We start from the raw sequence: 25,789 nt of genomic DNA, 5'->3' as shown, positions 1-25,789 counted from the left end.
GCACCTCCGGGGGGCTGCACGATGAACCTGTCCGGCCCCTTCATCCGCCGTCCGATCGGCACCGCGCTGCTGGCCATCGGCTTGTTCATGGTCGGCGTGATCTGTTACCTGCGGCTCGGCGTGTCGGCACTGCCGAACATCGAGATCCCGGTGATCTTCGTGCACGCCAGCCAGTCCGGTGCGGACGCAGCGACCATGGCCTCCACGGTGACCGCGCCGCTGGAGCGCCACCTCGGCCAGCTGCCGGGCATCGACCGCATGCGCTCGTCGAGTTCGGAGGGCAGCTCGCTGGTGTTCATGATCTTCCAGAGCGACCGCGACATCGATTCGGCCGCGCTGGACGTACAGACGGCGATCAATTCGGCGCAGGCCGACCTGCCCTCGGGCATGGGCTCGCCGATGTACCAGAAGGCAAACCCGAACGACGACCCGGTGATCGCCATCGCGCTGACGTCGCAGACGCAGTCCGCCGATGAGCTGTACAACGTCGCCGACTCGCTGCTGGCCCAGCGCATCCGCCAGATCGGTGGTGTCGCCTCGGTCGACATCGCCGGTGCTTCAACGCCGGCGGTGCGCGTGGACGTCAACCTGCGCCTGATGAACGCGCTGGGACTGACCGCCGACGACCTGCGCAATGCCGTGCGCGCGGCCAACGTGACCTCGCCCACCGGCTTCCTCAGCGATGGCAACACCACCACCGCGATCATCGCCAACGATTCGGTCGCACGCGCCGCCGATTTCGCCGACCTGGTGGTCAAGACCCAGGGCGATGGCCGGGTGATCCGCCTGAAGGACATCGCCAACGTCTACGACGGCCAGCAGGATGCCTACCAGGCCGCGTGGTTCGACCACAAACCGGCCGTGGTGATGTATGTGTTCACCCGTGCCGGCGCCAACATCGTCGAGACCGTGGACCGGGTGAAAGCGCAGATTCCCGCGTTGCGCGATTACCTGCAGCCGGGCACCACGATGACGCCCTACTTCGACCGCACCCCGACCATCCGGTCGTCGCTGCATGAAGTGCAGATCACCCTGCTGATCAGCCTGGCGATGGTGGTGCTGACCATGGCGCTGTTCCTGCGCCGGTTGGCGCCGACGTTGATTGCCGCAGTCACCGTGCCGCTGTCGCTGGCCGGTGCCGCGCTGGTGATGTACGTGATGGGCTTCACCCTGAACAACCTGAGCCTGCTGGCGCTGGTGATCGCGATCGGCTTCGTGGTCGACGATGCGATCGTGGTGATCGAGAACATCATGCGCCACCTCGACGAGGGCATGCCGCGGATGCAGGCGGCCTTCGCCGGTGCGCGCGAAATCGGCTTCACCATCGTCTCGATCACCGCCTCACTGGTGGCGGTGTTCATCCCGTTGCTGTTCGCCAGCGGCATGATGGGCGCGTTCTTCCGCGAGTTCACCGTGACCCTGGTGGCGGCGATCGTGGTGTCGATGATCGTTTCGCTGACGCTGACCCCGGCGCTGTGCAGCCGCTTCCTCAGCGCACACGACCACAAGGCGGCACCGTCGCGCTTCGGCCGCTGGCTTGATGCCGGTCACGAGCGGATGCTGCGCATCTACACCGTGTTCCTTGATTTCTCGCTGCGCCATGCGCTGCTGCTGTCGTTGACGCCGTTGATCCTGATCGGCGTCACCATCTTCCTGTTCGGTGCGGTGAAGAAGGGGGCGTTCCCGCCGCAGGACACCGGCCTGATCTGGGGCCGCGCCAACTCCGGTGCGACGGTGTCCTTCGAGGACATGGTCAGCCGCCAGCGCCGCATCACCGACATGCTGATGGCCGACCCGGCGGTGAAGACCGTGGGCGTACGCCTGGGCAGTGGCCGCCAGGGCTCCAGCGCACAGTTCAACGTCGAACTGAAGTCGCGCAAGGAAGGCCGCCGTGAAACCACCGCACACGCACTGGCACGGCTGAGTGCGAAGGCCGACCGCTACCCGGACCTGCAGCTGCGCCTGCGCGCGATCCAGGACCTGCCCAGCAATGATGGCGGTGGCAACAGCCAGGGCGCGCAGTACCGCGTCTCGCTGCAGGGCAACGATCTGGCCGCGCTGCAGGAATGGCTGCCCAAGCTGCAGGCGGCATTGAAGAAGAACCCGAAGCTGCGTGATGTCGGCACCGACGTCGACAACGCCGGCCTGCGCCAGAACATCGAGATCGACCGCGCCAAGGCCGCGCGCCTGGGCATCTCGGTCGGCGCCATCGATGGTGCGCTGTACGGCGCCTTCGGCCAGCGCCAGATCTCCACCATCTACTCGGACATCAACCAGTACAGCGTGGTGGTCAACGCGCTGCCGTCGCAGACCGCCACGCCCGCGGCACTGGACGAGGTGCATGTGCGCGCGCGCAACGGCGAGATGGTGCCGATCACCGCGGTGGCCAGACAGGCGCCGGGCCTGGCGCCCTCGCAGATCACCCATGAAAACCAGTACACGACGATGGACCTGAGTTACAACCTCGCCCCCGGCGTCAGCATGGGCGAGGCCAAGGCCATCATCGACAGCACCGTGGCCGGCATGCGCATGCCCGGCGACATCCGCCTGGCCGACGACGCGGGCTTCGGCTTCAATTCCGACCCCAGCGACATGCTGATCCTGGTACTGGCGGCGATCCTCACCGTCTATCTGGTACTGGGCATTCTCTACGAAAGCCTGATCCACCCGGTGACGATCCTGTCCACCCTGCCGGCGGCAGGTGTGGGTGCGTTGCTGGCGTTGTTCGGCACCAACACCGAACTGTCGGTGATCTCGATGATCGCGCTGGTGCTGCTGATCGGCATCGTCAAGAAGAACGCGATCATGATGATCGACTTCGCCCTGGTGGCGCAGCGCGAACATGGGCTGACCCCGCGCGAGGCGGCACGTGAAGCCAGCATCGTGCGTTTCCGCCCGATCATGATGACCACCATGGTGGCGATCCTGGCGGCGGTGCCGCTGGCGATCGGGCTGGGCGAAGGGTCGGAACTGCGTCGCCCGCTGGGCATCGCGATGATCGGCGGTTTGCTGTTCTCGCAGAGCTTGACCCTGCTCAGCACGCCGGCGCTGTACGTGATCTTCTCGTGCCTGGCCGAGCGCTGGAAGGCGCGGCGTGCACGCAGGCGTGAGGCAAAGCTGCTGAGGCGCGCGCAGCGGGCGTAGCAAGACCCATCCACGCATGGCGTGGATCTACTGGGTGCGGACCGTTGGTCCGCACCCCGATGACATTTGACGCGCCGTAACGAAAAGAGAACAATTCTCATCCAGCCATGGTCCTGCGCCCCGTTGCGGCGCCCCGCTGCCGTTGCCGGCACGCCTGCGTGATCCCAGCCACCGACCTTTCCCCCTGCATGGGCGGATGGCCCGTGGCCGCCCGCCGAGGATCTCCATCGATGTTGCCGATTCGCTCCCCCCGCCTGGCCGTGCTGGCCGTCGCGCTGTCCGCCGCCTGCACGGCACACGCCGAAGCCCCCGCCGACACCCGTAGTGCCACCGATCTGGACGCGGTCAAGGTCATCGCCGAGCGTACCCACACCGAGGCCGGTGCCCTCGGCGATCGCGCCCTGCGTGATACCCCGTTTGCGATCACCGCGGTCGGCCGCGAGCAGATCGAACAGCGCCAGGTCGTGTCGCTGGGCGAAGCCTTCCTGCTCGACCCCTCGGTCACCACGCAGGTAAGTGCCTATGCCAGCGGCTGGAGCTCGCCGATCCGCAACCGCGGCATCGACCTGAACTTCGACAGCTACCGGGTCAACGGCCTGCAGGTCTCGTCCTGGGGTACCGAATGGCCGCTGGAGGTGATGGAACAGGTCGACCTGCTGAAGGGCCCCGGCGGGTTCCTGTACGGCTTCGGCGCACCGGGCGGCATCGTCGACTACATCACCAAGAAGCCGACCGAGGTACCGACCTTCTCCGCCCAGCTCGGCTGGCGTGAGCAGGGCATCGTCAGCGGCGGCATCGACGTCGGCGGCCGCTTCGGCAACGAGCAGATGTTCGGCTACCGCTTCAACGCCTTCCAGGAAAAGGGTGAAACCTTCAACGGCGGCCATGTCGATCGCAAGGTCGGCGCGCTGTCGCTGGACGCGCGCCTGAGTGATGCGCTCACCTGGACCTTCGACGGCGTGTTCCAGTCGCGCGACCTGCGCGAGGAATCACCGCAGTACTACTTCCGTGGCCTGACCTCACTGCCGCGGCCGATCGCCGGCGATGTCGACAACAGCGTGCCCGGCACCTACTACGACACCCGTTCCAGCCTGCTGTCCACGGCACTGGACTGGCAGATCAACAGCGACTGGAAGGCCAGCCTGAGCTATGGCGTCACCACCTCGTGGAACGACGTCAACAAGATCTTCGCCTACATCGACGACCTCAACGGCGACTACGCCGTCAACGTCTACGAACTCGGCGGCAAGAGCGAGTGGAAGCTGGCGCAGGCCCTGGTGCAGGGCAGCTTCGACACCGGGCCGCTGCAGCACCGGCTGGTGGCCGGGGTCAGCCACCAGACCGGGCTGGGCTGGGACCGTCCTTACGAGTTCAGCCTGATCGGCCGCGCCAATCTGTACCAGCGCCATGACGTCCGCCACGACGCGGTGGGTTCACGGGTGATGACCCGCGGTGATGAGACCGTGCAGCAGGCGGTGTTCGTCAGCGATACCGTCGAGCTCGGCCATGGCTGGTCGGTGCTGGCCGGTTGGCGCTACAACGATTTTGAGACCAAGGGCGCGTACCACACCTATCCGGTCACCCCGACCTATGCGGTGATGTTCAAGCCCAGCGAGGCCGTCACCCTGTATGCCAGCTACATCGAGTCGCTGGAAGCCGGCGGCCGCGTCGGCAACAGCTACGTCAACGCCGGCGATGTGCTCGATCCCACCATCAGCAAGCAGTACGAGATCGGCGCCAAGGTTGAAGCCAATCGCTGGAACGCGAACGTCGCTGCGTTCCGCCTGGAGCGCGGCGCCAACATCGATCAGCTGACCGATGCAGGCAAGCGCCTGGTGCAGGATGGCATCACCCTGTACGAAGGCATCGAGGCCAGCGCCGACCTGCACCTGAGCGATGCGCTGACCGTCGGCGGTGGCGTGACCTGGCTGGACCCGACCTACGACAAACTGTCACCGGGCAGCGCGGCGCAGGAAGGCAACCGCACCGCCGGTGCTGCACGCTGGAGCGGCGTGCTGCATGCCACCTACCAGCTGCCGTGGGTGGACGGGCTGGAGACCTATGCCGCCGTGCGCTACTACGGCGATGTCTGGTATGACGCCGACAACACCCTGAAGCTGCCCGACTACACCCTCGTCAATGCCGGCATCGGCTACCGCCTGCTGGCCTCCGGCCATCCGGTGACCCTGCGTGCCAGCGTGGAGAACCTGGCCAACCGCAGGTACTGGTCCAATGCGGGCGTCGGCCTGCCGCGCACCTTCGCGCTGAGCGTGCGGTTCGACATGTAAGCGACCGGCAAACGGTAGTGCCGGCCGCTGTCCGGCACTACCGGGTATCGAGCGGAAAATCATCCACGTATGGCGTGGATCTACCATTTCACGCGCGGCCCGCAATAATGGAGGTCGATCCTTCCGCCGAGCCTGCATGTCCGCACGCGAATCCCGCCTCAGCCGCCTGTGGGCCCACGAAAAGGCCAGCTATGGCCTGCGGGTGTTCATTGCCCTGACCGCGGCCCTGGCCGTGTGCTGGCACCTGGATGCGCTGACCGCCCTGCCCGGCGTGTTCCTCGGCATCATCGCCAGCGCGATTGCCGAGACCGATGACAACTGGTGGGGCCGGACCAAGGCCGTGCTGCTGTCGCTGCTGTGCTTCTGCCTGGCGGCGGCCTCGGTGATCTGGCTGTTCCCCTGGCCGTGGATCTTCATCACGGCCCTGGCGCTGTCCACGTTCGGCCTGACACTGCTCGGCGCGCTCGGCGAGCGCTACGCGTCCATCGCCCAGGCCACCGTCACCCTGGCCATCTACACCATGATCGGCCTGGAACAGCATGGTGCCCACGACCTGCACAGTGCGCTGGACGCGGTCAGCCACCTGCTGGCGGGTGCGGTCTGGTACGGGCTGCTGTCGATTCTGTGGACCACGCTGTTCGCCAACCGACCGGTGCGCGAGCGCGTGGCCCGCCTGTACGTGGAACTGGGCCGTTACCTGCAGCTCAAGGCCGCCCTGTTCGAACCCGTGCGCGAGGCGGACCTGCAGCGCCGCCAGCTCGATCTGGCCGAACAGAACCGCCGCGTGGTCGGCGCGCTGAACGAGGCGAAGACGGCGATCCTGGCGCGTTTTGGCCGCTCCGGCCGGCCCGGCGTCAACTCCGGCCTGTACCTGCGCCTGTATTACATGGCACAGGATTTCCATGAGCGCGCCAGCTCCTCGCACTATCCGTACGGCGCGCTGGTCGATGCGTTCTTCCACAGCGACGTGCTGTACCGCTGCCAGCGCCTGCTCGACCTGCAGGGCCAGGCCTGTGCACGGCTGGGCGAAGCGATCCGGCTGCGCCGCCCGTTCGTCTACGGCGAGAGCAACCAGCAGGCCGGGCGCGATCTGGCCGATGCGCTGGCCTACCTGCGCGACCAGCAACGTCCGCAATGGCAGCGCCTGCTCGGCTCGCTGGACCTGCTGGTACACAATCTGCGCAGCATCGAACGCCGCCTGCTCGATGCCGAACGTTCCGAAGCCAGCCTGGACAACGTCGACACCCGCCTGCGCGACAGCAACCCGCACACGCTGCGCGAAATGGGTGTGCGCCTGCGCCAGCAGCTCACCCCCGGCTCGGTGCTGTTCCGCCATGGCCTGCGCATGGCGCTGGCGCTGATCGCCGGTTTCGTTGCCATCCATCTGTTCAATGCACAGAACGGCTCGTGGGTGCTGCTGACCATCGTGTTCGTGTGCCGGCCCAGCTTCGGCGCCACCCGCCAGCGCCTGGCCCAGCGCATCGTCGGTACGCTGGCCGGGCTGGTGCTGACCTGGGCGCTGCTGCAGCTGTTCCCCCGGCTGGAGATCCAGCTGCTGATCGCACTGCTGTCGGCGCTGCTGTTCTTCTTCACCCGTTCCGACCGCTATCTGGTCGCTTCAGCGGCCATCACGGTGATGGCGCTGACCTGCTTCAACCTGATCGGCGACGGCTTCGTGCTGATCGTGCCGCGCATGGTCGATACGATCCTCGGCTGCGCGATCGCCGCAGCGGCCGCGTTCCTGATCCTGCCGGACTGGCAGGGTCGACAGCTGCACCGCGTGCTGGCACGGGTGCTGGATACCGCCGCCCGCTATCTGGAATCGGTGCTGGGCCAGTACCGCAGCGGCATGCGCGACGATCTGGCTTACCGCATCGCCCGCCGCGACATGCACAACGCCGATGCCGCACTGTCCACCGCACTGTCGAACATGCTGCGCGAACCGGGCCACGTGCGCCGCAACCTCGATTCGGGTTTCCACTTCCTGGCGTTGTCCAACACCCTGCTCGGTCATCTGTCGGCGCTGGGTGCGCACCGCGACCAGGTCGACAGCTACGCGGGCGATCCACTGGCGCTGGCCGCTGGCGAGCGGGTGCGCAAGGCACTGCAGCAGCTGGCATCGGCATTGACTGCGCAGCAGCCGGTGTCGGAAGAAGACAACGATGCCGATCGTGCGGTGGCGGCGGAACTGGAGCAGCTCGATGAGGCGATGCCGCCGAAGCTGCAGTTGATCCGCACGCAGATGGCGCTGGTGCTGCGGATGCTGCCGAAGGTGAGAGCGGCGGCCAATGGCGCGGTGCGTGGTTTGAGCTGACGGCATCCACGCATGGCGTGGATCTACTGGGAGGGCATCCACGCATGGCGTGGATCTACTTGGGCGGCTGACGGTCGTGCAACATCGTGTTGCGTCCACGGGGGCATTCCGATCACGCCCGGGCGCCGATACTGCCGTGTCGCCCATGCAGGATCTCCCCCATGAAGATCGAACTCAACGACCGCACCGCGCTGGTCACTGCCTCCACCGCCGGCATCGGCCAGGCCATCGCACAGGGGCTGGCTGCGGCCGGCGCGCAGGTCATCCTCAACGGCCGCAGTACCGACAGCGTGGAACGTGCGCGCCAGCGCCTGCTGGCTGCCATCCCCGCGGCCAAGGTGCTGGGCGTGGCCGCCGACCTGTCCGATGCCAGCGGCGTCGACACCCTGCTGGCCGGCCTGCCGGGAAGAGTCGACATCCTGGTCAACAATGCCGGCATCTTCGGCCCGCAGGATTTCTTCGAGACCGACGATGCCACCTGGGAGCAGTACTGGCAGACCAACGTCATGTCCGGCGTGCGCCTGTCGCGCGCCCTGCTGCCGGCGATGGTCGACGCCGGCTGGGGCCGCGTGCTGTTCATCTCCTCCGAATCGGCACGCAACATTCCGGCCGACATGATCCATTACGGCGTCAGCAAGACCGCGCAGCTGTCGCTGTCGCGCGGCCTGGCCAAGCGCGTGGCCGGCAGCGGCGTCACCGTCAATGCGGTGCTGCCTGGCCCGACGTTGTCCGACGGCTTCGCAACGATGTTCGAAGAAGAACGCGCGCGTAGCGGCAAGCCGCTGGAACAGATCGGCCGTGAGTTCGTGATGGCCCATCGTCCTGCGTCGGTGATCCAGCGCGCGGCCACGGTCGAGGAAGTGGCCAACATGGTGGTCTACCTCGCCTCGCCGCAGGCGTCGGCCACCTCCGGCGCAGCGTTGCGGGTCGATGGCGGCGTGGTCGACGATATCGTCTGAGGTTCTCAGGTGTGCGGACCCACCGTCCGTACCCAGGGGGTCTGAGTAGATCCACGCCATGCGTGGATGCATGCCGCCACGGTCCCGACAGATGGGCAGGAATGCTAGGCTGCGCCGGTCCAAGGAGGTTCCATGTCCGGTCACAACCAGTTCGCCCTGCTGCGCCAGCGCCGTTTCCTGCCGTTCTTCATCGTGCAGGGGCTGGGTGCCTTCAACGACAACGTGTACCGGCAGGCGATCATCGGCCTGCTGTTCTACCTCGGCGTGGCCGAGAGCGAGCGCACGCTCTACACCAACCTCGCGCCGGCGCTGTTCATCCTGCCTTACTTCCTGTTCTCCGCCCTGGCCGGGCAGATCGCGGAAAAGCTGGAGAAATCGCGACTGATCGTGATCACCACCACCATGGAGATCGTGATCATGACGCTGGCGGCGGTGGGCTTTCTCACCGAGAGCCTGCCGGTGCTGCTGGTGGCCCTGTTCTGCACAGGCCTGCAATCCACCCTGTTCGGCCCGGTGAAGTACTCGGTGCTGCCCTCGGTACTGCGGCCGGAAGAACTGACCGGTGGCAATGGCCTGGTCGAGATGGGCACGTCGATGTCGATCCTGACCGGCATGATCGTCGGCGGCCTGGTGTTCACCCTGGCCGGCACCCATGGACCGATCGTGGCGGCCACGGCGGTCATCGCGCTGGCAATCTGCGGCAACCTCGCCGCGCGCATGATCCCCAAGGTCGATGCCGGCGCGCCGGATCTGAAGATCAACTGGAACCCGATCCCCGAATCGCTGGCCGTGCTGCGCATGGCCAGGAAACAGAAATCGGTACGCAACGCCATCCTCGGCGTGTCCTGGTTCTGGTTCGTCGGCACCATCCTCACCGCGCAGCTGCCGTCCTATGCGGTCACCAACCTCGGTGGCGAGCCCACCCTGTACATCTTCGCGCTGGCCCTGTTCTCGGTCGGCACCGGTGTCGGTTCACTGCTGTGCGAAAAGCTGTCGGCACGCACCGTGGAGATCGGCCTGGTGCCACTGGGCGCGTTCGGCATGACCGCGTTCCTGCTGGACCTGTACTTCGCACGCGCCGGTGAAGCCACCGCGCAGGGCCTGTCGGTCACCCAGTTCGTGCACCAGGCCGGCAGCATCCGCATCATCATCGACCTGCTCGGCATCGGCCTGTTCACCGGTTTCTTCGTGGTGCCGCTGTTTGCGTTGATCCAGAGCCGCACGCCGAAATCGGAGATGTCGCGCGTGTTCGCCGCGCTGAACATCCAGAACTCCGGCTTCATCGTCGCTGCGGCGGTACTCGGCCTGCTCACCCAGCGCCTGCTCGGCTGGACCATCCCGCAGCTGTTCCTGGCACTGGCGATCGCCAACGCGGTGGTAGCCATCTACATCTTCACCATCGTCCCCGAATTCCTGATGCGTTTCCTCAGCTGGGTGATGGTGCGCACGCTGTATCGCCTGCGCCCGCATGGCATCGAGGACAATGTGCCCGATGAAGGCGCCGCGCTGCTGGTCTGCAACCATGTCAGCTACATGGATGCACTGATCCTGTCGGCGACGATTCCGCGCCCGGTGCGCTTCGTCATGTACTACAAGATCTTCAACATCCCGGTGATGCGCTGGATCTTCCGCACCGCCAAGGCGATCCCGATCGCCGGTGCGCGTGAAGACCCGGCGCTGATGCAGCGTGCGTTCGATGAAGTCGATGCCGCACTCGCCGAGGGCGAACTGGTGTGCATCTTCCCGGAAGGCGCGCTGACCCGCGACGGCACGATGGCACCGTTCAAATCCGGCGTGAAGAAGATCCTCGAACGCCGCCCGGTGCCGGTGGTGCCGATGGCCCTGCGCGGCATGTGGTCGAGCATGTGGAGCCGTCGCGATACCCGGCTGGGCCGCATGCGCGTGCCGCGCCGGTTCCGGGCGACCGTAGAGGTGGTCGCGGCACCGGCGGTGGATGGCCAGTCCACCGATGCCGCCGCCCTGGAGGCCCAGGTCCGTACCCTGCGCGGCGATCTCGCCTGAGGGGCCGATCACGCCGCAGCGTGCCCTGAAAGCCGGCGCCAAGCGCCGGCTTTTTCTTGTCCCGTCAAGCGCCAAAGGCGACGGGATCTGGCTGTAACCGCATACATGCGTCGCAGGTTGCGGTAGATTACGCACCCACAGGGGGGAGGTTCGGCCTGTCTACGACACGCCGACCGCCAAGGAATGGAGTCTTGCTTTGAATCAACCGCCACCGCTCAGCCGTCCGGTCTACATCCCCAACCATCTGGTCTGGGCGATCCTGACGACGCTGTTCTGCTGCCTGCCGTTGGGCGTGGTGTCGATCGTGTATGCCGCCCAGGTCGATGGTCGCCGCGCGGCCGGTGACCTGCCGGGGGCATACAGCGCGTCGCGCAAGGCGGGCTGGTGGGCGGTGGCTTCGGCCGTTGCCCTGCCGGTCCTGTTGCTGTTGTGGTTCGGGCTGTTCGGCGGCTTGGCCGTGCTGGGCGCTCTATCCGACCTTTGATTCACCACCACCACCCATCGAGGAGCTTGAACCATGAACACCAGTACCCCGCAGGTCCCCAACAATCTGGTCTGGGCCATCCTGTCCACCCTGTTCTGCTGCCTGCCGGCCGGCATCGTGTCGATCGTCTACGCCGCACAGGTCAACGGCAAGCTGGCTGCCGGCGACGTTGCCGGTGCCCGTGAATCGGCCGACAAGGCCAAGAAGTGGGCCATCTGGTCGGCCATCGCTGCAGTCGTGGTTGGCGTCCTGTACGTCATCCTGATCATGGCCGTTGGCGGCCTGGGCGCCCTGAGCGGCGGCAACGGCAGCTACTGATGCCTGCGACGGGGTCCGGCCACGCGCCGGATCCCGCTCCTGCATGTCCGCACTTCCCGCGCGTTCCCGTCTTGCCCGCTGGGCTCCGCTGCTGGCCGCTTCCGGCCTGGCTGCGGGTGCCGCCGTGGTCCTGCACCACGTCAATCCGTATGTCTCCGGCAATCCGCTGCCGGGCTGCCCGCTGTATGCACTGACCGGCTTCTACTGCCCCGGCTGCGGCAGCACGCGCTGCCTGTATTCCCTGGTCCACTTCGACCTGCCCGGCGCGATGGCAATGAACCCGTTGCTGGTCATCAGCCTGCCCTTCCTGTTCCTGATGCTGCTCAACACAGCCGGCGTGCGCCCGCGCGTGCTCGATCCGCTGATGCGGGTACTGGCCAGTCCCACGTTCTGGCTGTGGCTGCTGCCTGGGTATGCCGTGCTGCGCAACCTGCCGTGGGCACCGTTCACCGCGCTGGCTCCGGTGTAGTTTCCCGCCAACGGCGCAGCCCCTCGTGGTGGTCGTTGAAGGCAGAAGCCGTGGGGGTTGGCCGGGCGGGAGGGCTGCGCAGGGGCCGCTGCAAGTACGTCCATGTAAGCTCGGTCGCCGCATCCATGCGGCTCACGCCCCTGCGCAGCCCTCCCGCCCGGCCACGGACAGTTTCCGTGCGCCCACCACGGAAGAAAGAAGAGAAGATCAAAAGCGGAAGCGGATCGCTTCGCTCTGCATCCACGCATGGCGTGGATCTACCGTGTCGACCAAGGTCGACACCTACCAACAGCCGCCGGAACCTGTCGGGGGTGGGGCGGTGTGGGGCTGCAGGACCGTTGGCGCCATGGATGGCGCCATCGAGCCCCCATGGATGGGTTTACGGCGTGTCCTGCAGCCCCACACCGCCCCGCCCAACCCTCAGCAACCCAGAGCCGCTTTGGCTTTGGCTTTGGCTTTGGCCTCTGCAGGTGCAGGGCTGCAAGCCCTGCAAAGCAACTACGTCACCCAGCCTGCGATCACCAGCAACGCCAGCACTGCCAGCCACAGCAGCAGCATCCGCCACACCAGGCTCATCGCATCACGCAGGTCCGGCAGCCGCTGCCACACCGGCAGCAGGCCGGCTTCGGTGTAATCGTGCGCATCTTCGCGCAATTCGGCATTGACGCTGGCACGCGCCACCGCGCCCAGGAAACCAATGCCGCCGGCCAGGCGCTCACCATGCGCCTGCCGCCATGCCTTCCAGGCCGTGTCGAAGTTGCCGACCAGCGCCATCGAGAACGCCATCAACTGCGCCACCGGCCACTCGATCCAGCCCAGCAGCCGCTGCGCCAGCGCCAGCGGCTCCACCGGCACGCGTGCGCGCATCGGGCTTTCCGCCATCAGTGCCAGCAGGCGATAGCCGAGCGCACCCACCGGCCCCAGCAGCAGGAACCAGAACAGCACCGCGAACCAGCGCCGCAGTGCGTTCAGCACGGTCGCCTCGACCAGCGAAGGAACATCCTCGCGCAGGCTGCCACCGGCCGACTGCAGGTTGCGTACCGCCGCCTGCCGGGTCGGTGCTTCGTCGGCATCGATGATCGCTTCGATGTCGCGGTCCAGATCCCGCGGGCCCCAGCACCAGGCCAGCACGGCCACGCCCAGCAGCAGCGCCGGAAGGCCGAACAACACCCCGCGCAGCAGCCAGGCAACCAGTGCCATCAGCAGCAGTGGCGGTACGATCGCCAGCGCCACGCCGGCCGCTCCCTGCCAGGTACGACCACCGCGCGCGTCCAGCCAGCCCAGCCAGCGCCGGAAGCCGTCGAAACGGCGCAGCGACGCGGCAGCAGCCGGGGCGACATGGCCAAGGGCCAGTGCCACCAACACGGCGACCAGGGTGGTGAACATGGCAGGTCTCCCTACGAGCAAGCGTTCGGCGTCGCTACCTTACCTGTCGCAGCGCCGCCGTCAGCGGTGAACCGTACTGTAACCGGCAGCGTGTTCAGGTGGCGGCAATGCTGGCGCCGCCGGCCGCCGGTTGCTGGCGGTACCAATGCTCGATCAGCCCCCGCGAAATGGAGATCGGCGGTGACAGACGGATGCCTTCACCATCGTCCTCGACGTCACGTGCGAGGGCCGCGCCGACTTCCTCGGCGCTGAACCAGCGCGCGTCTTCCAGCTCGCCGTCCACGGTCGGCACATCGTCCTGTGCCTGCGCACGAAAACCGACCATCAATGCACCCGGGAACGGCCAGGGCTGCGAGCCCAGGTACTGGCAGGCGGTCACCCGCACCTTGCTCTCTTCGTGCACTTCGCGCGCGACGGTCTGCTCGAAGGTCTCGCCCGGCTCGACAAAGCCGGCCAGCACCGAATAGCGGCGCGGCGCCCAGTTGGACTGGCGGCCCAGCAACAGCCGTCCCTGGTTTTCCACGGCAACGATCACGGCCGGGTCGACGCGCGGGTAGTGCTCGGTCGCGCACTGCGGGCAGCGGCCAACGAAGCCGCCACGGGCGAACGTCACGGCCGTGCCGCAGACGCCGCAGAAGCGGGTCCGCGATTGCCAGTAGGACATGCCGCGGGCGTAGCTGAAGGCGGTCGCATCGGCCACGGTCCACAGCAGGGCGGCCTGGCGCAGATCGAGCCGGCGTGGCGCGGTGACGGTCACGCTGGCAGCTTCCACCGAGAACCACGCCTGCTCGCCACGCAGGCCGAGGAAGATCGCGACCCCGGGCCCGCCACCGACATCAGCGCCGGTCAGCGCCAGCGGCTGGTCGTCATCACCGGTGAAGGCGGTGCCGTCCTGGTCCAGGACAAGAATGCGCGCATCCGGCCACAGGCGCGCCAGAGCATCGGCATCTTCGCGCATGGCATCGGCGCGCTCCAACGGTTCACCCACGAAGGCAAAACCGGAAAGCGGCGAAGGAGAAGTGAGCATCCAGCTAGCCTGCCGCCAATCGATGCGGGTGGCAAGCCGCAGACGTTGCGGAAACCCGCTTATGGGTGCAGGAAAAGCCATCCACGCATGGCGTGGATCTACGGACGGCACCGCGCGGGGCGCATGCCCCACGCCCTGCAATTACATGCTGAAACTGCTGCCGCAGCCGCAGGTGGTCTTGGCATTCGGATTGCGGATCACGAACTGCGCACCGGTCAGGCTCTCGGTGTAATCCACCTCGGCGCCCATCAGGTACTGCAGGCTGAGCGGATCGACCAGCAGGGTGACCCCGCTGGTCTGCACCGCCAGGTCATCGCCGGCACGGTTCTCGTCGAACTCGAACCCGTACTGGAAGCCCGAACAGCCGCCACCCTCGATGTACACCCGCAACGACAGGTCGGGGTTGCCCTCGTCCTGGATCAGTTCCTTGACCTTGGCCGCAGCGGCTTCGGTGAAGTTCAGCGGCCGATCCAGCGACTGGTAGTCGGGGGCGGCGGCCGGCGTGGCGCCGGGGAGGGAGACGAGCGTGTTCATGGGCTCAGCATGGGGGCGCCGGCGATGGCTTTCAAGCCATCGCCTCGGCCAGCTTGCGGCGGGCCGCGGTGTCGCCCTTGCCGTCAGCGGACGCTTCGCCTTCCGGCGCCGGCAGGGCCTGCATCGGGGCGCTGGCATGGATCAGCCGGCCGTTCAGCTGGGCGCCCGCGTTCATTTCCACCACCTGGTAATGAACGTTGCCGTTGACCCGGGCACTCGGGGTCAGTTCAACCTTCTCGGTGGCATGCACGTCGCCGTCCAAGCGGCCACTGATGACCACCACCTGGGCACGGATCTCACCCTCGATCACGCCATGCTCGGCGAGGGTCAGGGTCGCCGCGCTGGCGCCCTCCTGGGCGATCACCTTGCCGTGGATGCGACCTTCCACGTACAGGCCACCACTGAATTCCACATCGCCACGGATCACCACCTGGTTGCCGATCAGGGCATCCACCACCAGTTGGCCATCACGGCTCGATTTGCTGCTTCCGAACATCTGCCTACTCCCCTTTGCTGGCCGGTGCGCCGGCCTGTTTCCAGTCGAATACCTGCGTGGTGCCCCCCGCACCACTCCCCAATGTCACCTTCACCCGTTGCGGGGTGAAGTCAGCCGGCAGCATCACGCTGCCGGTGAGCTGCTGGAAGTACCGGAACGAGTAATCCTGTCCCGGCACCTTGCTGCGCTGGTGCAGCTCGTCCCAGCTGATGGTGGCCAGCTTGCCGTTCTTCACGCCTTCCACCGTGAAACGCATCTGCCCCTGGCTGATCGCGCCCCGGTTGAGGTTCTGGGTGAGCACCACGCTGTACTGCCAGGTGCCGGCCGATTCCGGGCTGAATTCAATCGAATGGGTGTTCAGACCCTTGCGCTGGCTGGTCGAGCCCACCAGGCGTTCGTAGAAGGCGACGTCAGCGCGCAGGCCGGCGATCTCTTCATCGCGCTCGGCCAGCGAAGACTGCACTTCGTTGTTGGCGGCGCGGCTGATGCGGTCGGACGCTTCCAGCGTGGCCTGCTTCTGCTGCAACTCGGTCAGCTGGGTCTGCAGGGTATCGGCGCGCTTCTCGGCCGCCTGCACGCGCTGGCCCTGTTCACCGCGCGGCGCGCCCAGCCAGCAGCCACCCAGCACCGCAAGCACCAGGCTCAGCAGCCAGATGCCCGCGATCACCAGCAGGCGACGGCGGTCGGCGGGGGGTTGCGGCGCACCGGGAAGGCGGACCTGCACACGCATGGGAGGGCGGTTGTTCATGGGTAGTCTCCGTGGCATCGCAGTGGCGACGCCAGTACGGCCCCTGGGGCAAACGACGGGCTAGTGTATGACAGGAACGGCAGGTTTCCCCCGTGCCGGCCGGCAGCGGGCGGTGGCATTCAGCCACTCCATCGTCGATAGTGTGGCACCCCGCACAGTTCCGCCGCCGGAGCCCGCCATGACCGAAGCCCACCTGTTCGTGATCGGCATCCTGCTGGCCTGGCTGGCCGGCATCCGCGTCTACCTCACCGTCTTCGGGGTCGGCATTGCCGGCCTGCTCGGCTGGGTCGACCTGCCGCCGGCGCTGCAGGCCACCGAATCGTGGTGGGTGCTGGGCACATCGGCGGCGCTGGCCATCGCCGAATTCTTCGCGGACAAGATTCCCGGCGTGGATTCCGCCTGGGACCTGGTGCAGACACTTGCGCGCGTGCCCGCCGGTGCCTTCCTTGCGGCAGCGACACTGTCGCCCGATGGCGACCTGGGCACCGGTGCACTGGTGGCCGGCGCGGGCGTTGCACTGGCCAGCCACGGCCTGAAGGCTGGCACCCGCGCCCTGCTCAACACCTCACCGGAACCGGCCAGCAACTGGGTCGCTTCTGCAGCCGAAGATACCGTGGTGATCGGCGGGCTGGCGCTCGCGCTGGCGCATCCATGGATCGCGCTGGTGGTGGTGCTGGCCTGCAGCCTGGCCGGTGCACTGCTGGTCTGGCTGGTCTGGCGCACCTTGTGGAAAAGCGTGCGCTGGTTGGCACGTGGCGGCAGCGACGACGGACAACGGCAACCGCGTACCGGCTGATCGGCAGGCTTGTCGCATAATGGCCGCGAACACCAGGAGCATCGATGGCCGCAAACGAATCCGCCGCGGGCCCCCGCCCGGGACGCGCTGAAACCCCTCCGGCCGATCATTGGCAACGTTGGGCCGCCCCCTTGGCTGCGGCGACGCCTGCCGAGGCAGTACCGGCAATGCAACAGGCATCCACCCTGTCAGCACCCAGCGACGGTACCCGGCTGGCTGCTCCGCCGCCCCTGCCCTCCACCGCGACACTGCCGGAGGCCGGCAACAGTGACATGGCGCCTGTCGACGCCGACTCGCCCTACCGCGTGCTGATCGTAGAAGACGACCGTGCCCAGGCACTGTTCGCGCAGAGCGTGCTGCACGGCGCCGGCATGCAGGCGATCGTGCTTGGCGACGCCGATGGCGTGCAGCAGGCCATCCGCGAGCAACGCCCGGACCTGATCCTGATGGATCTGCACCTGCCCGGGCTGGATGGCATGCGGCTGACCGCGATGATCCGCCAGCAGCCCGGCATGCAGTTGCTGCCGATCGTGTTCCTCAGCGGAGACCCGGACCCGGAGCGCCAGTTCGAGGTGCTCGACTGCGGCGCCGACGATTACCTGAGCAAGCCGATCCGGCCGCGCCACCTGATTGCCGCGGTGGCCAACCGCATCCGCCGCGCACGCGCGCAGGCCGCGACCCTGCCGGGTGCCAACGGCGCACCGGCCACCAGCAATCCGGAAACCGGGCTCCCCACGCGCCACCACGTGCTGCAGCAGCTCAACGCAACGCTTGCCCAGCACGAACGCGGTGGCGTGTTCTTCGTGGAAATCTCCAGCGCGTTGGGGCTGCGCGAGCGCTACGGCTACGCGGCCTTCGAGCGGCTGATGGTGCAGGCCGGGCAACGTCTTGCCGAAGCTGGCCATCCGCACCTGTTGGCACGCCTGAATGACAACAGCTTCCTGCTGCTGGCGCGCAACACCGATGAGGACAGCCTGGAAGCGATTGCCGGCACCCTGCGCGAGCAGTTGTCCGCGCGCGCCTTCGTGATCCGCGACGACGAGTCGGTGCACCTGCGTGGTGTGGTCGGCTACGCGCCGCTGTCGCCGGGTTTCGACGATGCCAACAGCGCCCTGGAAGCGGTCGAACGCACCACCCTGCAAGCGCGCCTGCTCAGCGCCGGCGTGGCCGGCCACGTGCATCGCCAGGTGACCACCGAGCAGGAGCACCTGGCGCTGCTGGAAGGCCAGCTGGAGCTCGCTTACCAGCCGATCGTCGCCGTCGCCGGCGGCAGCAGCGCGCAGTACCAGCTGCTGCTGCGCCTGCGCCGGGCCGATGGCAGCGTGCTGACCGCCGGCCAGGTGATTCCCGCAGCCGAAGCCGCCGGCCGCATCGCCGATCTTGACCAGCAGGTACTGGAGCATGCGATGGGCCTGCTCGACCTGTATCGCCACGCCACCCAGCCGCTGAACCTGTTCGTCTCGCAGTCGCTGCGCACCCTGCAGCGCGATGCGTTCGCCGACTGGCTGCTGGAATCGCTGCAGCAACGCCGCCTGCCCGGCAGCGCGCTGGTGATCGACGTGCGCCTGCCCGATGCGCTGATCCACACCGTGCCGTTGCAGCAGTTCTGCCAGCGCATGGCCAGCGTCGGCGTGCGCTTCTGCCTGAGCCAGTTCGAACCGGGCAGCGAAGCGCTTGCCCTGCTCACCCAGCTGCCGCTGTCGTTCGTGCGCATGGCCGCACGTTTTTCCAGCAGCCACTCCAACCCGGATACGCGCGAAGAACTGCGCCGATCGATCGAGCAGGCGCATGCCGCCGGCCTGCAGATCATCGGCCAGCAGATCGAGGATCCGCAGGCAGCGGCCGCGATGTGGGTCGGTGGTGTCGATTACATCCAGGGCAACATGGTGCAGTCGGCCGGCAGCGACCTGAACTTCGACTTCCACAACGCGGTGCTCTGAGTGTCATCGACGGTCGCGCTGCTGGCGGCGTTGGCACTGGCCATCATCGCCCTGCTGGTACTGGGCCTGCGATTGCGTTCGCGCAGTCACGCGCTGGCGGCACTGCAGCGCGACCGCATCACCCTGACCAGCGAGCGCGACCAGCTGCGGCGCACCACCGAGCGCCAGGGGCAGCTGGAACATCAGCTGCTGCAGGCCAAGCAGGCCGCCGAAGCCGCCGTGCTGGCCAAGGGCGAGTTCCTGGCCACCATGAGCCACGAGATCCGCACGCCGCTCAACGGCATCCTGCCGATGCTGGAGCTGATCGCCCGTGGTCCGCTCGGCGAGGACCAGCGGCAGATGCTGGCCACTGCCTCGGCCAGCTCGCAGCAGCTGCTGCGCATCGTCGATGACATCCTCGATTACTCGCGACTGGAAGCACAGGCACTGGAACTGGAGATCACCAGCTTCAACCTGCGCGAACTGCTCGACGGTGTGGTGCAGCTGCTGCAGCGTGCCGCCGAAACCAAGGGCCTGACGCTGAGCCTGCAACTGGATCCGGCCGTGCGCCTGCCGGTACGCGGCGACCCGGTGCGCCTGCGCCAGGTACTGGGCAACCTGCTGGCCAATGCCATCAAGTTCACCGCACGTGGCCAGGTGCAGCTGCGCGTGCAGCGGCTGGGCGAAGGCCCCGCCCAGCACCAGCTGCGTTTTGAAGTGATCGACACCGGCATCGGCATCGATGAGGCCCAGCAGGCGCGGCTGTTCCAGTCCTTCAGCCAGGCCGACGCGTCGACCACACGCATCTACGGTGGCACCGGCCTGGGCCTGGCCATCTGCAAGCGCATCACCGACCTGATGCAGGGTGACATCGGCGTACGGTCCACGCCGGGACAGGGTGCAACGTTCTGGTTTGAAATACCGCTGTTGAAGGTCCCCGGCGATCTGCCGGCGCTGGCACGTTCGCCGACAGCGCTGCTGCTGTACACCGCCGATGCACAGCTGCAGCCACGCATCGAACGCGTCGCCGCGCACCATGGCCTGCAGGTACAGCTGCTGGCCAGTATTGATGAGGCCATGGAACGTCTGCGCGCAGCACCACGCCCGGGCCAGAGCACACCGGCATGGCTGCTGATCGACGCGCGCCAACGCCGCAATGGCGAGGCGGCCCTGCAGCGGGCCCTGGCCGAGCGCGGTGCCGACGACACGCTGCAGGTGCTGTGGCTGCAGGACGATCCGGTCACGCTGCGGCCGCGCCAGCAGCAGCTGCACAGCACCTTCACTGATGCCGCCCTGCACGCGCTGCTGGCGCAGCCAACCGCCACCGCACGTCCGGCAGCGCTGCTGGCCAATGCCGAAGACGCACAGCCGGCGGCCACGCTGCCGTCATTGGATCTGCGTGTCCTGCTGGTCGAGGACAACACGGTCAACCGGATGGTGGCCGAGCACCTGCTACGTGTCTTCCAGTGCCAGGTGCGCAACGCCGCCGACGGCGAGCAGGCCCTCGCACTGTTGCGCGAAGGTGGGATCGACGTCGTGCTGATGGACTGCCAGATGCCGGTGCTCGATGGTTACAGCGCAACACAGCGCTGGCGCAGGGAAGAAGCCGATGCGGGCCGCACGCGGCTGCCGATCATCGCGATGACTGCGAACGCCATGGCCGGTGATCGCGAACGCTGTCTGCAGGCGGGCATGGACGATTACCTGTCCAAGCCGATCGCGCGCGAAACGCTGCATGCCTTGCTGCAGCGTTGGGGCCGGATATCCGCGGATCGCGGACATGCAGCGCTGCCGGAACCCGTGGAACTCCCCGCAACGACGAGCATGCGTGACGGCGAGAGCCCGCGTGATGAAGGAGCACGTTCGACCCCGACTCCCCAGCCGGTGCTTGATCGCAGCGTGCTGGATGAACTGCACGCGGTGATCGGCGATGCCGCTGCACAGATCGTGGCGGTGTTCCTGGAAGACGCACCGCAGCTGGTGCAGCAGTTGCAGCAGGCAGCGCAGGGCAACGACATAGAGCGCCTGCAGGCGCTGTCGCACAGCCTGAAATCCTCCAGCGCCAACGTCGGCGCGCTGTCGCTGTCAGCAGTGGCGCGGCGGATCGAACACGAAGCCCGCAGTGGCAGCCTGCAGCGCCCCGCCGTGGCAGTAGCGCTGCTGGTGGCGGAGTTCGCCCGCGCGCGCGTGGCGCTGACCGGCTACCTCGCCGGCCAGGCACGCTGAATCATTCTTCGAGCTTGCTCAGCAGGTACTTCGGCTCACCGATGCGCTCGATCAGCTCCAGCTGGGTTTCCAGCCAGTCGATGTGCTCTTCTTCGGAGTCGAGGATCTTCACGAACAGCTGGCGGCTGACGTAGTCGCCGACCGAATCGGCGTAGGCCACGGCCTCGCGCAGGGTGACCACGCCATCGCGTTCCAGCGACAGATCGCACTGCAGGATCTCGGTCGGGTTCTCACCGATGCGCAGCTTGCCCAGCGCCTGGAAGTTCGGCAGGCCTTCGAGGAACAGGATGCGATCGGCGAGCATGTCGGCATGCTTCATTTCCTCGATCGATTCCTTGTACTCGTGTTCGGCCAGTTCCTTGATGCCCCAGTTCTTCAGCATCTTGGCGTGCAGGAAGTACTGGTTGATCGCGGTCAGCTCGTTGTAGAGGACCTTGTTGAGGAATTCGATGACCTTGGTGTCGCCCTTCATGGGGATGCTCCTGCACGCTGAAATCGCGGGCACTGTAACGCCTTGCGCGCGCGCGTGAAGGAACGCGAATCGTGCGCATTGGCCAGTGCGGCCAGCAATGAATATCAGGAGAGCGCGGCGTCAACGCGCCGCGAAACGACTCAGGCGACCTGCGCCAGACCCAGTACCGGCAGCGGCAGATCGTGGGTGGCACGCGCCTTGGCCAGCAGGTCGCCGGCCATGTCCAGGCAGGAACCGCAGGTGGCGCCGCATCCGGTACGCATGGTCAACTCGGCCACCGACGTTACGCCATGACTGGCGGCTTCGCGGATCTGGTGGTCGGTAACACCGTTGCAGATGCAGACGTACACAGGCGGGAACCAGGGCAGCAGGCCAGTAGCGGCCTGGTCGCTATTCCAATGGAAACGAGAATGGTTGTCAATCAGAGACCTGAACCATTCTCGATACGGTTCAGCGTCCCGCCGAACCGGCCCGCCATGAGGGGGCTACAGACGCAGCAGCGCTAGCGTCAGCACCGGTGCACTGAAGAAGACGATCAGCCACTGCACGCCCCCGCCTGCCGCTCTCAGCCGCAGCAGGTGGTCCGCCAGCAACAGCGCACCTGCACAGGTCGCGAAGGCGAGGCACGCCCCCAGCGCAAGCGGCATCCATGCGAGGTCGCCGAGAACCACCACGCTCAACAACAGCCAGGGGAGGCTTGCCAGGCGGACAACCAGTCCTTGCCGGAAATAGCCGGCAGCGCTGCGTTGCGACCGATCGACCCGCTCGTTGCGCAGCCTGCGCGTCAAACCGCCCCCGGTTCACCCTTGGCTTTCCGCGGCCAGTACCCGCCGCGCATGGGTGTGCGCTTCCTGGGCCTGTCATGGCCGGCGGCGTGGCCTGGCATCCAGGCCTCGGCAGCGCTCTTGGGCATGGCACTGATGCCCTGCCCCGCCACCCCCTGGGCCAACGGCGCCAGATGTCGCAGCGCACGCGCATAGACGCCACGCTTGAACACCACCACATGCTCCACCGGATACCAGAAGTCGACCCAGCGCCAATGATCGAACTCGGGCGAGTCGGTATGGTCCAGGCTGACGTGGGCCTCGTCACCGGTCAGGCGCAGCAGGAACCAGACCTGCTTCTGGCCGATGCAGACCTGGCGTTCATTGCGGCGGATGGCCCGCGCCGGCAGCTTGTAACGCAGCCAGCCCGGTGTCGCCCCAAGCACTTCAACGTGCTCCGGCAACAGCCCGGTCTCTTCCTGCAGTTCACGATACATGGCCTCGACAGGCGTCTCGTCGGTGTTCATGCCACCCTGCGGGAACTGCCAGCCATCCCGGCGCACACGTCGTGCCCAGAACACCTGCCCGTCCTGCCGCATCAGCACGATGCCGACGTTCGGTCGATAGCCGTCCGGATCGATCACGATGCGGACTCCTAAGAAAATCTACTGGTTGGGACTATCCCATGCCGTCTGTCGGGCCACAAGCACGATACAAAGGTGTTGACAGTCCTTGTGCACATCAGCAGAATAGCGGGCTCACCAAGGCTATGTAGCTCAGCCGGTTAGAGCACAGCACTCATAATGCTGGGGTCGGTGGTTCGAGTCCACCCATAGCCACCACGTTGAAGTTGTTTTTCAATGTGAAAAGTGAGAAAATAGTTACACGTTACATTGCCCCTTAGCCAAGCGGTAAGGCACCTGACTCTGACTCAGGCATCGGTGGTTCGAATCCATCAGGGGCAGCCAAATTAAATGCAAAAGGCCAGATCGAAAGATCTGGCCTTTTGCGTTTAATCTGATCACGCATTCCACCTTATCCCCTGCGCCTGTCGGCGCACCCCCTTGAACATCAAGGGGCCTCTCCTCCAGACAGAACTCCGGGGTCGGGTATGCGGAACCACGAGGAGTGCTGGCCGCTGGCCGGCAACCTCGAAATGCGCAGCCCCAGAACGACAAAAGCCCGGCCGAAGCCGGGCTTTTGCTTTTCCAGCCAGTGGGCTCCCGAGGGAGCCCAACCAGGCGCGGCAGATCAGCGCTTGGAGAACTGGGTGGCGCGGCGGGCCTTGTGCAGACCGACCTTCTTACGTTCGACTTCGCGGGCGTCGCGGGTCATGAAGCCAGCCTTGCGCAGCTCGGACTTCAGGGTTTCGTCGTACTCGACCAGAGCACGGGCGATACCCAGACGGATCGCACCGGCCTGGCCGGTGGTGCCGCCGCCAGCGGCGGTGACCAGGATGTCGAAGCTCTCGGTGTTCTTGGTCAGCTCGAGCGGCTGGCGCACGATCATGCGAGCGGTCTCACGGCCGAAGAACTCGTCCAGCGGACGGCCATTGACGGTGATGTTGCCCGAACCCTTGCGCAGGAACACGCGAGCGGTGGAGGACTTGCGGCGGCCAGTGCCGTAGTTTTGAGTGATAGCCATGATTAGATATCCAGAACCTGCGGCTGCTGTGCGGCGTGCGGATGCTCAGTGCCGGCGTAGACCTTGAGCTTGCGGTACATCTGGCGACCCAGCGTGCCCTTCGGCAGCATGCCCTTGACGGCGGTCTCGATCACGCGCTCCGGGTGGCGCTCAAGCGCCTGGGCGAGGGATTCGGTCTTCAGGTTGCCGATGTAACCGGTGAAACGGTGATACATCTTGTCCTGCAGCTTCTTGCCGGTGACGACAATCTTTTCTGCATTGATGACGACCAGATAGTCGCCGGTATCAACGTGCGGGGTGTAGACCGGCTTGTGCTTGCCACGCAGACGGCGGGCCAGCTCGGTGCAGAGACGGCCCAGGGTCTTGCCCTCGGCGTCGACGAGGTACCAGTCGCGCTGGACGGTCTCGTTCTTGGCAGTGAAAGTGCTCATGAAGAACTCTTGGTTAGGTCGGGCTCATTGCGGCGAAGGACTCGCCGGAACTCTGCCACGCGTTGTGAAAGGTGGAGCGTAAGGGGCGGCATTGTACGCAGCTTGGCTGGCGGGTGCAACCCGGCTTCCGCCCCGGGTTGGCAGGGGGCCGGGGCCGGGCGAGAATCGGGCCTCCCCCGCTCCACGCCGTGCCGCCATGACCGTGCTTCGCCAGACCACCCCGCTGGACCACCTGCTGACCGAGGCGCAGCGCGCCCTGGACACGGTGTTCGGCAACCCGCCGGCCAGCCGCCCCTATCCGGCCACGGACACCGGCGAACCCGGCATGGACAGCGCGCAGCGTCGCCACGCGGCCGGGCTGATGCGTATCAACCATGTCGGCGAGGTCTGCGCCCAAGGCCTGTACTTCGGCCAGGCCGCGGTGGCGCGCGATCCGGCGACCCGCGAGCATCTGCTGGAGGCGGCCCAGGAAGAGACCGACCACCTGGCCTGGTGCGCCACCCGCCTGGGCGAGCTGGACAGCCGCCCGAGCCTGTTCAATCCGCTCTGGTACGCCGGCAGCTACACCATCGGCACCCTCGCCGGGCTGCGTGGCGATGGCTGGAACCTGGGTTTCGTGGTCGAGACCGAGCGCCAGGTGGAAGCCCATCTGGACGAACACCTGGTCGACCTGCCGGCCGGCGATCTGCGCAGCCGCGCGGTCATCCGGGTGATGAAGGAAGACGAAGCCCGGCATGCCGAGCATGCGGAGCAGGCCGGCGCACGCCGCCTGCCGTTCCCGATTCCCGGCGCGATGGCGTTGGCCTCGAGGGTGATGAAGAGCATTGCCTACCGCATTTGAGGCGGCGCCCCCACCAACGGTGGGGGCCTACCCAACCACACGGTGGGGCCCGACCGTTGGTCGGGCCACCTTTCAGTTGGGTGACACCAGCTTCAGGCCGATGACGCCGGCCACGATCAGGCCCACGCAGGCCAGGCGTGCCGGCGAGGCGCTGTCGTTGAACAGATAGATGCCCAGCACCGTCACGCCCAAGGCGCCGATACCAGTCCAGATCGCATAGGCCGTGCCGACCGGAATGTTCTTCATCGCCTGGCTCATGAGGTACAGGCTGATCAGGGCCGACACCACCGTCAGGGCGGTCGGCACGGGTTTGCTGAAACCTTCGGAGTACTTCATTCCAAGGGCGAATCCGATCTCGAACAGACCGGCCAGCAGCAGATAGATCCAGGGCATGGGTGGGGGCTCCTTACCTTTTTTGAGAAAAACGAAACGGCCCGGTGTTTTCACACCGGGCCGTAGGTCGGTACATCGCCGTGGAACTGAAGATTGCGCCAAGCGCAGGCTCCA

Annotated in this window: 24 protein-coding genes and 2 tRNA genes; 14 read left to right on the top strand and 12 right to left on the bottom strand. The window is 66.6% G+C overall.

What is annotated here, in order from left to right; all coding sequences use genetic code 11:
* The first annotated feature begins 21 nt into the window (after window positions 1-21).
* The 8 genes from AC13GI_RS16555 (at window position 22) to AC13GI_RS16520 (ending at window position 11,998) form a co-directional block, all read left to right on the top strand.
* Complete coding sequence (locus tag AC13GI_RS16555) at window positions 22-3,144, top strand: efflux RND transporter permease subunit (RefSeq protein WP_099820444.1); 3,123 nt, start codon at window positions 22-24, stop codon at window positions 3,142-3,144.
* A 230-nt stretch (window positions 3,145-3,374) separates the two neighbouring features.
* The gene (locus tag AC13GI_RS16550) at window positions 3,375-5,432 is read left to right on the top strand and encodes a TonB-dependent siderophore receptor (protein ID WP_482996859.1); all 2,058 of its coding nucleotides are present in this window, start codon (window positions 3,375-3,377) and stop codon (window positions 5,430-5,432) included.
* Window positions 5,433-5,568: 136 nt separating this feature from the next.
* A complete protein-coding gene (gene yccS, locus AC13GI_RS16545; protein WP_482996858.1) occupies window positions 5,569-7,746 on the top strand; it encodes a YccS family putative transporter in 2,178 nt (725 codons plus the stop codon).
* A gap of 161 nt (window positions 7,747-7,907) precedes the next feature.
* Window positions 7,908-8,705, top strand: a complete 798-nt coding sequence (locus AC13GI_RS16540; protein WP_482996857.1) for an SDR family NAD(P)-dependent oxidoreductase — start codon at window positions 7,908-7,910, stop codon at window positions 8,703-8,705.
* A 132-nt stretch (window positions 8,706-8,837) separates the two neighbouring features.
* On the top strand, window positions 8,838-10,727 hold the full coding sequence (locus tag AC13GI_RS16535; RefSeq protein WP_482996856.1) for an MFS transporter: 1,890 nt from the start codon (window positions 8,838-8,840) through the stop codon (window positions 10,725-10,727).
* A 196-nt stretch (window positions 10,728-10,923) separates the two neighbouring features.
* Window positions 10,924-11,211 carry a CD225/dispanin family protein gene (locus tag AC13GI_RS16530; RefSeq protein ID WP_089237339.1) on the top strand — a complete coding sequence of 96 codons (288 nt, stop codon included), beginning with the start codon at window positions 10,924-10,926 and terminating at the stop codon, window positions 11,209-11,211.
* Between the two features lie 33 nt (window positions 11,212-11,244).
* The gene (locus tag AC13GI_RS16525) at window positions 11,245-11,529 is read left to right on the top strand and encodes a CD225/dispanin family protein (protein WP_482996855.1); all 285 of its coding nucleotides are present in this window, start codon (window positions 11,245-11,247) and stop codon (window positions 11,527-11,529) included.
* A 43-nt stretch (window positions 11,530-11,572) separates the two neighbouring features.
* A complete protein-coding gene (locus AC13GI_RS16520; RefSeq protein WP_482996854.1) occupies window positions 11,573-11,998 on the top strand; it encodes a DUF2752 domain-containing protein in 426 nt (141 codons plus the stop codon).
* Between the two features lie 498 nt (window positions 11,999-12,496).
* On the opposite strand, the gene ampE is transcribed toward AC13GI_RS16520, so the two are convergent.
* The 5 genes from ampE to AC13GI_RS16495 all read right to left on the bottom strand — a co-directional run bounded on the left by ampE (window position 12,497) and on the right by AC13GI_RS16495 (window position 16,189).
* Window positions 12,497-13,384, bottom strand: a complete 888-nt coding sequence (gene ampE / locus AC13GI_RS16515) for a regulatory signaling modulator protein AmpE (RefSeq protein WP_482996853.1) — start codon at window positions 13,382-13,384, stop codon at window positions 12,497-12,499.
* Window positions 13,385-13,478: 94 nt separating this feature from the next.
* Window positions 13,479-14,411 carry an NAD(+) diphosphatase gene (nudC, locus tag AC13GI_RS16510; RefSeq protein ID WP_099820435.1) on the bottom strand — a complete coding sequence of 311 codons (933 nt, stop codon included), beginning with the start codon at window positions 14,409-14,411 and terminating at the stop codon, window positions 13,479-13,481.
* Between the two features lie 141 nt (window positions 14,412-14,552).
* Window positions 14,553-14,945 carry an iron-sulfur cluster insertion protein ErpA gene (erpA, locus tag AC13GI_RS16505; RefSeq protein ID WP_025874631.1) on the bottom strand — a complete coding sequence of 131 codons (393 nt, stop codon included), beginning with the start codon at window positions 14,943-14,945 and terminating at the stop codon, window positions 14,553-14,555.
* A 31-nt stretch (window positions 14,946-14,976) separates the two neighbouring features.
* Window positions 14,977-15,441, bottom strand: coding sequence for a bactofilin family protein (locus AC13GI_RS16500; RefSeq protein WP_025874630.1), 465 nt, complete (start codon window positions 15,439-15,441; stop codon window positions 14,977-14,979).
* 4 nt (window positions 15,442-15,445) lie between these two features.
* Entirely contained in the window at window positions 15,446-16,189 is a 744-nt protein-coding gene (locus tag AC13GI_RS16495; protein WP_099820433.1) for a DUF6776 family protein, read from the bottom strand.
* Window positions 16,190-16,367: 178 nt separating this feature from the next.
* Between AC13GI_RS16495 and AC13GI_RS16490 the strand changes: the two genes are divergently transcribed.
* From AC13GI_RS16490 to AC13GI_RS16480, 3 genes are read left to right on the top strand one after another with little or no spacing between them, the layout of a single operon-like run.
* A complete protein-coding gene (locus AC13GI_RS16490; protein WP_025874628.1) occupies window positions 16,368-16,985 on the top strand; it encodes a DUF4126 domain-containing protein in 618 nt (205 codons plus the stop codon).
* Between the two features lie 44 nt (window positions 16,986-17,029).
* Entirely contained in the window at window positions 17,030-18,925 is a 1,896-nt protein-coding gene (locus AC13GI_RS16485) for an EAL domain-containing protein (protein ID WP_482996852.1), read from the top strand.
* Complete coding sequence (locus tag AC13GI_RS16480; protein ID WP_099820431.1) at window positions 18,926-21,130, top strand: hybrid sensor histidine kinase/response regulator; 2,205 nt, start codon at window positions 18,926-18,928, stop codon at window positions 21,128-21,130.
* A 1-nt stretch (window position 21,131) separates the two neighbouring features.
* Here the strand turns inward: AC13GI_RS16480 and bfr are convergent, their stop codons facing one another.
* From bfr to AC13GI_RS16460, 4 genes are all read right to left on the bottom strand, one after another.
* Complete coding sequence (gene bfr, locus AC13GI_RS16475) at window positions 21,132-21,602, bottom strand: bacterioferritin (protein WP_025874625.1); 471 nt, start codon at window positions 21,600-21,602, stop codon at window positions 21,132-21,134.
* A 140-nt stretch (window positions 21,603-21,742) separates the two neighbouring features.
* The gene (locus tag AC13GI_RS16470; RefSeq protein ID WP_089237360.1) at window positions 21,743-21,952 is read right to left on the bottom strand and encodes a (2Fe-2S)-binding protein; all 210 of its coding nucleotides are present in this window, start codon (window positions 21,950-21,952) and stop codon (window positions 21,743-21,745) included.
* Between the two features lie 135 nt (window positions 21,953-22,087).
* Window positions 22,088-22,390: a hypothetical protein gene (locus AC13GI_RS16465; protein WP_482996851.1), complete on the bottom strand. Its 303-nt coding sequence runs from the start codon at window positions 22,388-22,390 to the stop codon at window positions 22,088-22,090.
* A complete protein-coding gene (locus AC13GI_RS16460) occupies window positions 22,387-23,010 on the bottom strand; it encodes an RNA pyrophosphohydrolase (protein WP_025874624.1) in 624 nt (207 codons plus the stop codon). The genes AC13GI_RS16465 and AC13GI_RS16460 overlap by 4 nt, the downstream gene beginning before the upstream one ends.
* Before the next feature lie 121 nt (window positions 23,011-23,131).
* Between AC13GI_RS16460 and AC13GI_RS16455 the strand changes: the two genes are divergently transcribed.
* A tRNA-Met gene (locus AC13GI_RS16455) sits at window positions 23,132-23,208 on the top strand.
* A gap of 52 nt (window positions 23,209-23,260) precedes the next feature.
* Window positions 23,261-23,334: transfer RNA gene (locus AC13GI_RS16450), tRNA-Gln, on the top strand.
* 283 nt (window positions 23,335-23,617) lie between these two features.
* Here the strand turns inward: AC13GI_RS16450 and rpsI are convergent.
* Together rpsI and rplM are read right to left on the bottom strand one after the other, a co-directional pair.
* Window positions 23,618-24,010, bottom strand: coding sequence for a 30S ribosomal protein S9 (rpsI, locus tag AC13GI_RS16445; RefSeq protein WP_005411311.1), 393 nt, complete (start codon window positions 24,008-24,010; stop codon window positions 23,618-23,620).
* A 2-nt stretch (window positions 24,011-24,012) separates the two neighbouring features.
* Window positions 24,013-24,441, bottom strand: a complete 429-nt coding sequence (gene rplM / locus AC13GI_RS16440; protein ID WP_025874623.1) for a 50S ribosomal protein L13 — start codon at window positions 24,439-24,441, stop codon at window positions 24,013-24,015.
* A 196-nt stretch (window positions 24,442-24,637) separates the two neighbouring features.
* Between rplM and coq7 the strand changes: the two genes are divergently transcribed.
* Window positions 24,638-25,282 carry a 2-polyprenyl-3-methyl-6-methoxy-1,4-benzoquinone monooxygenase gene (gene coq7 / locus AC13GI_RS16435; protein WP_346578091.1) on the top strand — a complete coding sequence of 215 codons (645 nt, stop codon included), beginning with the start codon at window positions 24,638-24,640 and terminating at the stop codon, window positions 25,280-25,282.
* Window positions 25,283-25,354: 72 nt separating this feature from the next.
* Here the strand turns inward: coq7 and AC13GI_RS16430 are convergent, their stop codons facing one another.
* Window positions 25,355-25,675, bottom strand: coding sequence for a DMT family transporter (locus AC13GI_RS16430; RefSeq protein WP_099820429.1), 321 nt, complete (start codon window positions 25,673-25,675; stop codon window positions 25,355-25,357).
* Window positions 25,676-25,789 lie beyond the last annotated feature (114 nt).

The sequence above is a fragment of the Stenotrophomonas sp. 82F1 genome (assembly GCF_056861525.1).
Note: the sequence above shows the minus strand (reverse complement) of the source record. Positions and strands in the feature narration are given on the sequence as shown.

What these genes read in the sequence shown, in the direction of transcription:
- AC13GI_RS16555 (WP_099820444.1), top strand. Translation starts at nt 22, where the DNA reads ATGAACCTGTCCGGCCCCTTCATCCGCCGTCCGATCGGCACCGCGCTG.
- AC13GI_RS16550 (WP_482996859.1), top strand. Translation starts at nt 3,375, where the DNA reads ATGTTGCCGATTCGCTCCCCCCGCCTGGCCGTGCTGGCCGTCGCGCTG.
- yccS (WP_482996858.1), top strand. Translation starts at nt 5,569, where the DNA reads ATGTCCGCACGCGAATCCCGCCTCAGCCGCCTGTGGGCCCACGAAAAG.
- AC13GI_RS16540 (WP_482996857.1), top strand. Translation starts at nt 7,908, where the DNA reads ATGAAGATCGAACTCAACGACCGCACCGCGCTGGTCACTGCCTCCACC.
- AC13GI_RS16535 (WP_482996856.1), top strand. Translation starts at nt 8,838, where the DNA reads ATGTCCGGTCACAACCAGTTCGCCCTGCTGCGCCAGCGCCGTTTCCTG.
- AC13GI_RS16525 (WP_482996855.1), top strand. Translation starts at nt 11,245, where the DNA reads ATGAACACCAGTACCCCGCAGGTCCCCAACAATCTGGTCTGGGCCATC.
- AC13GI_RS16520 (WP_482996854.1), top strand. Translation starts at nt 11,573, where the DNA reads ATGTCCGCACTTCCCGCGCGTTCCCGTCTTGCCCGCTGGGCTCCGCTG.
- ampE (WP_482996853.1), bottom strand. Translation starts at nt 13,384, where the DNA reads ATGTTCACCACCCTGGTCGCCGTGTTGGTGGCACTGGCCCTTGGCCAT.
- nudC (WP_099820435.1), bottom strand. Translation starts at nt 14,411, where the DNA reads ATGCTCACTTCTCCTTCGCCGCTTTCCGGTTTTGCCTTCGTGGGTGAA.
- erpA (WP_025874631.1), bottom strand. Translation starts at nt 14,945, where the DNA reads ATGAACACGCTCGTCTCCCTCCCCGGCGCCACGCCGGCCGCCGCCCCC.
- AC13GI_RS16500 (WP_025874630.1), bottom strand. Translation starts at nt 15,441, where the DNA reads ATGTTCGGAAGCAGCAAATCGAGCCGTGATGGCCAACTGGTGGTGGAT.
- AC13GI_RS16495 (WP_099820433.1), bottom strand. Translation starts at nt 16,189, where the DNA reads ATGAACAACCGCCCTCCCATGCGTGTGCAGGTCCGCCTTCCCGGTGCG.
- AC13GI_RS16490 (WP_025874628.1), top strand. Translation starts at nt 16,368, where the DNA reads ATGACCGAAGCCCACCTGTTCGTGATCGGCATCCTGCTGGCCTGGCTG.
- AC13GI_RS16485 (WP_482996852.1), top strand. Translation starts at nt 17,030, where the DNA reads ATGGCCGCAAACGAATCCGCCGCGGGCCCCCGCCCGGGACGCGCTGAA.
- bfr (WP_025874625.1), bottom strand. Translation starts at nt 21,602, where the DNA reads ATGAAGGGCGACACCAAGGTCATCGAATTCCTCAACAAGGTCCTCTAC.
- rpsI (WP_005411311.1), bottom strand. Translation starts at nt 24,010, where the DNA reads ATGGCTATCACTCAAAACTACGGCACTGGCCGCCGCAAGTCCTCCACC.
- rplM (WP_025874623.1), bottom strand. Translation starts at nt 24,441, where the DNA reads ATGAGCACTTTCACTGCCAAGAACGAGACCGTCCAGCGCGACTGGTAC.
- coq7 (WP_346578091.1), top strand. Translation starts at nt 24,638, where the DNA reads ATGACCGTGCTTCGCCAGACCACCCCGCTGGACCACCTGCTGACCGAG.
- AC13GI_RS16430 (WP_099820429.1), bottom strand. Translation starts at nt 25,675, where the DNA reads ATGCCCTGGATCTATCTGCTGCTGGCCGGTCTGTTCGAGATCGGATTC.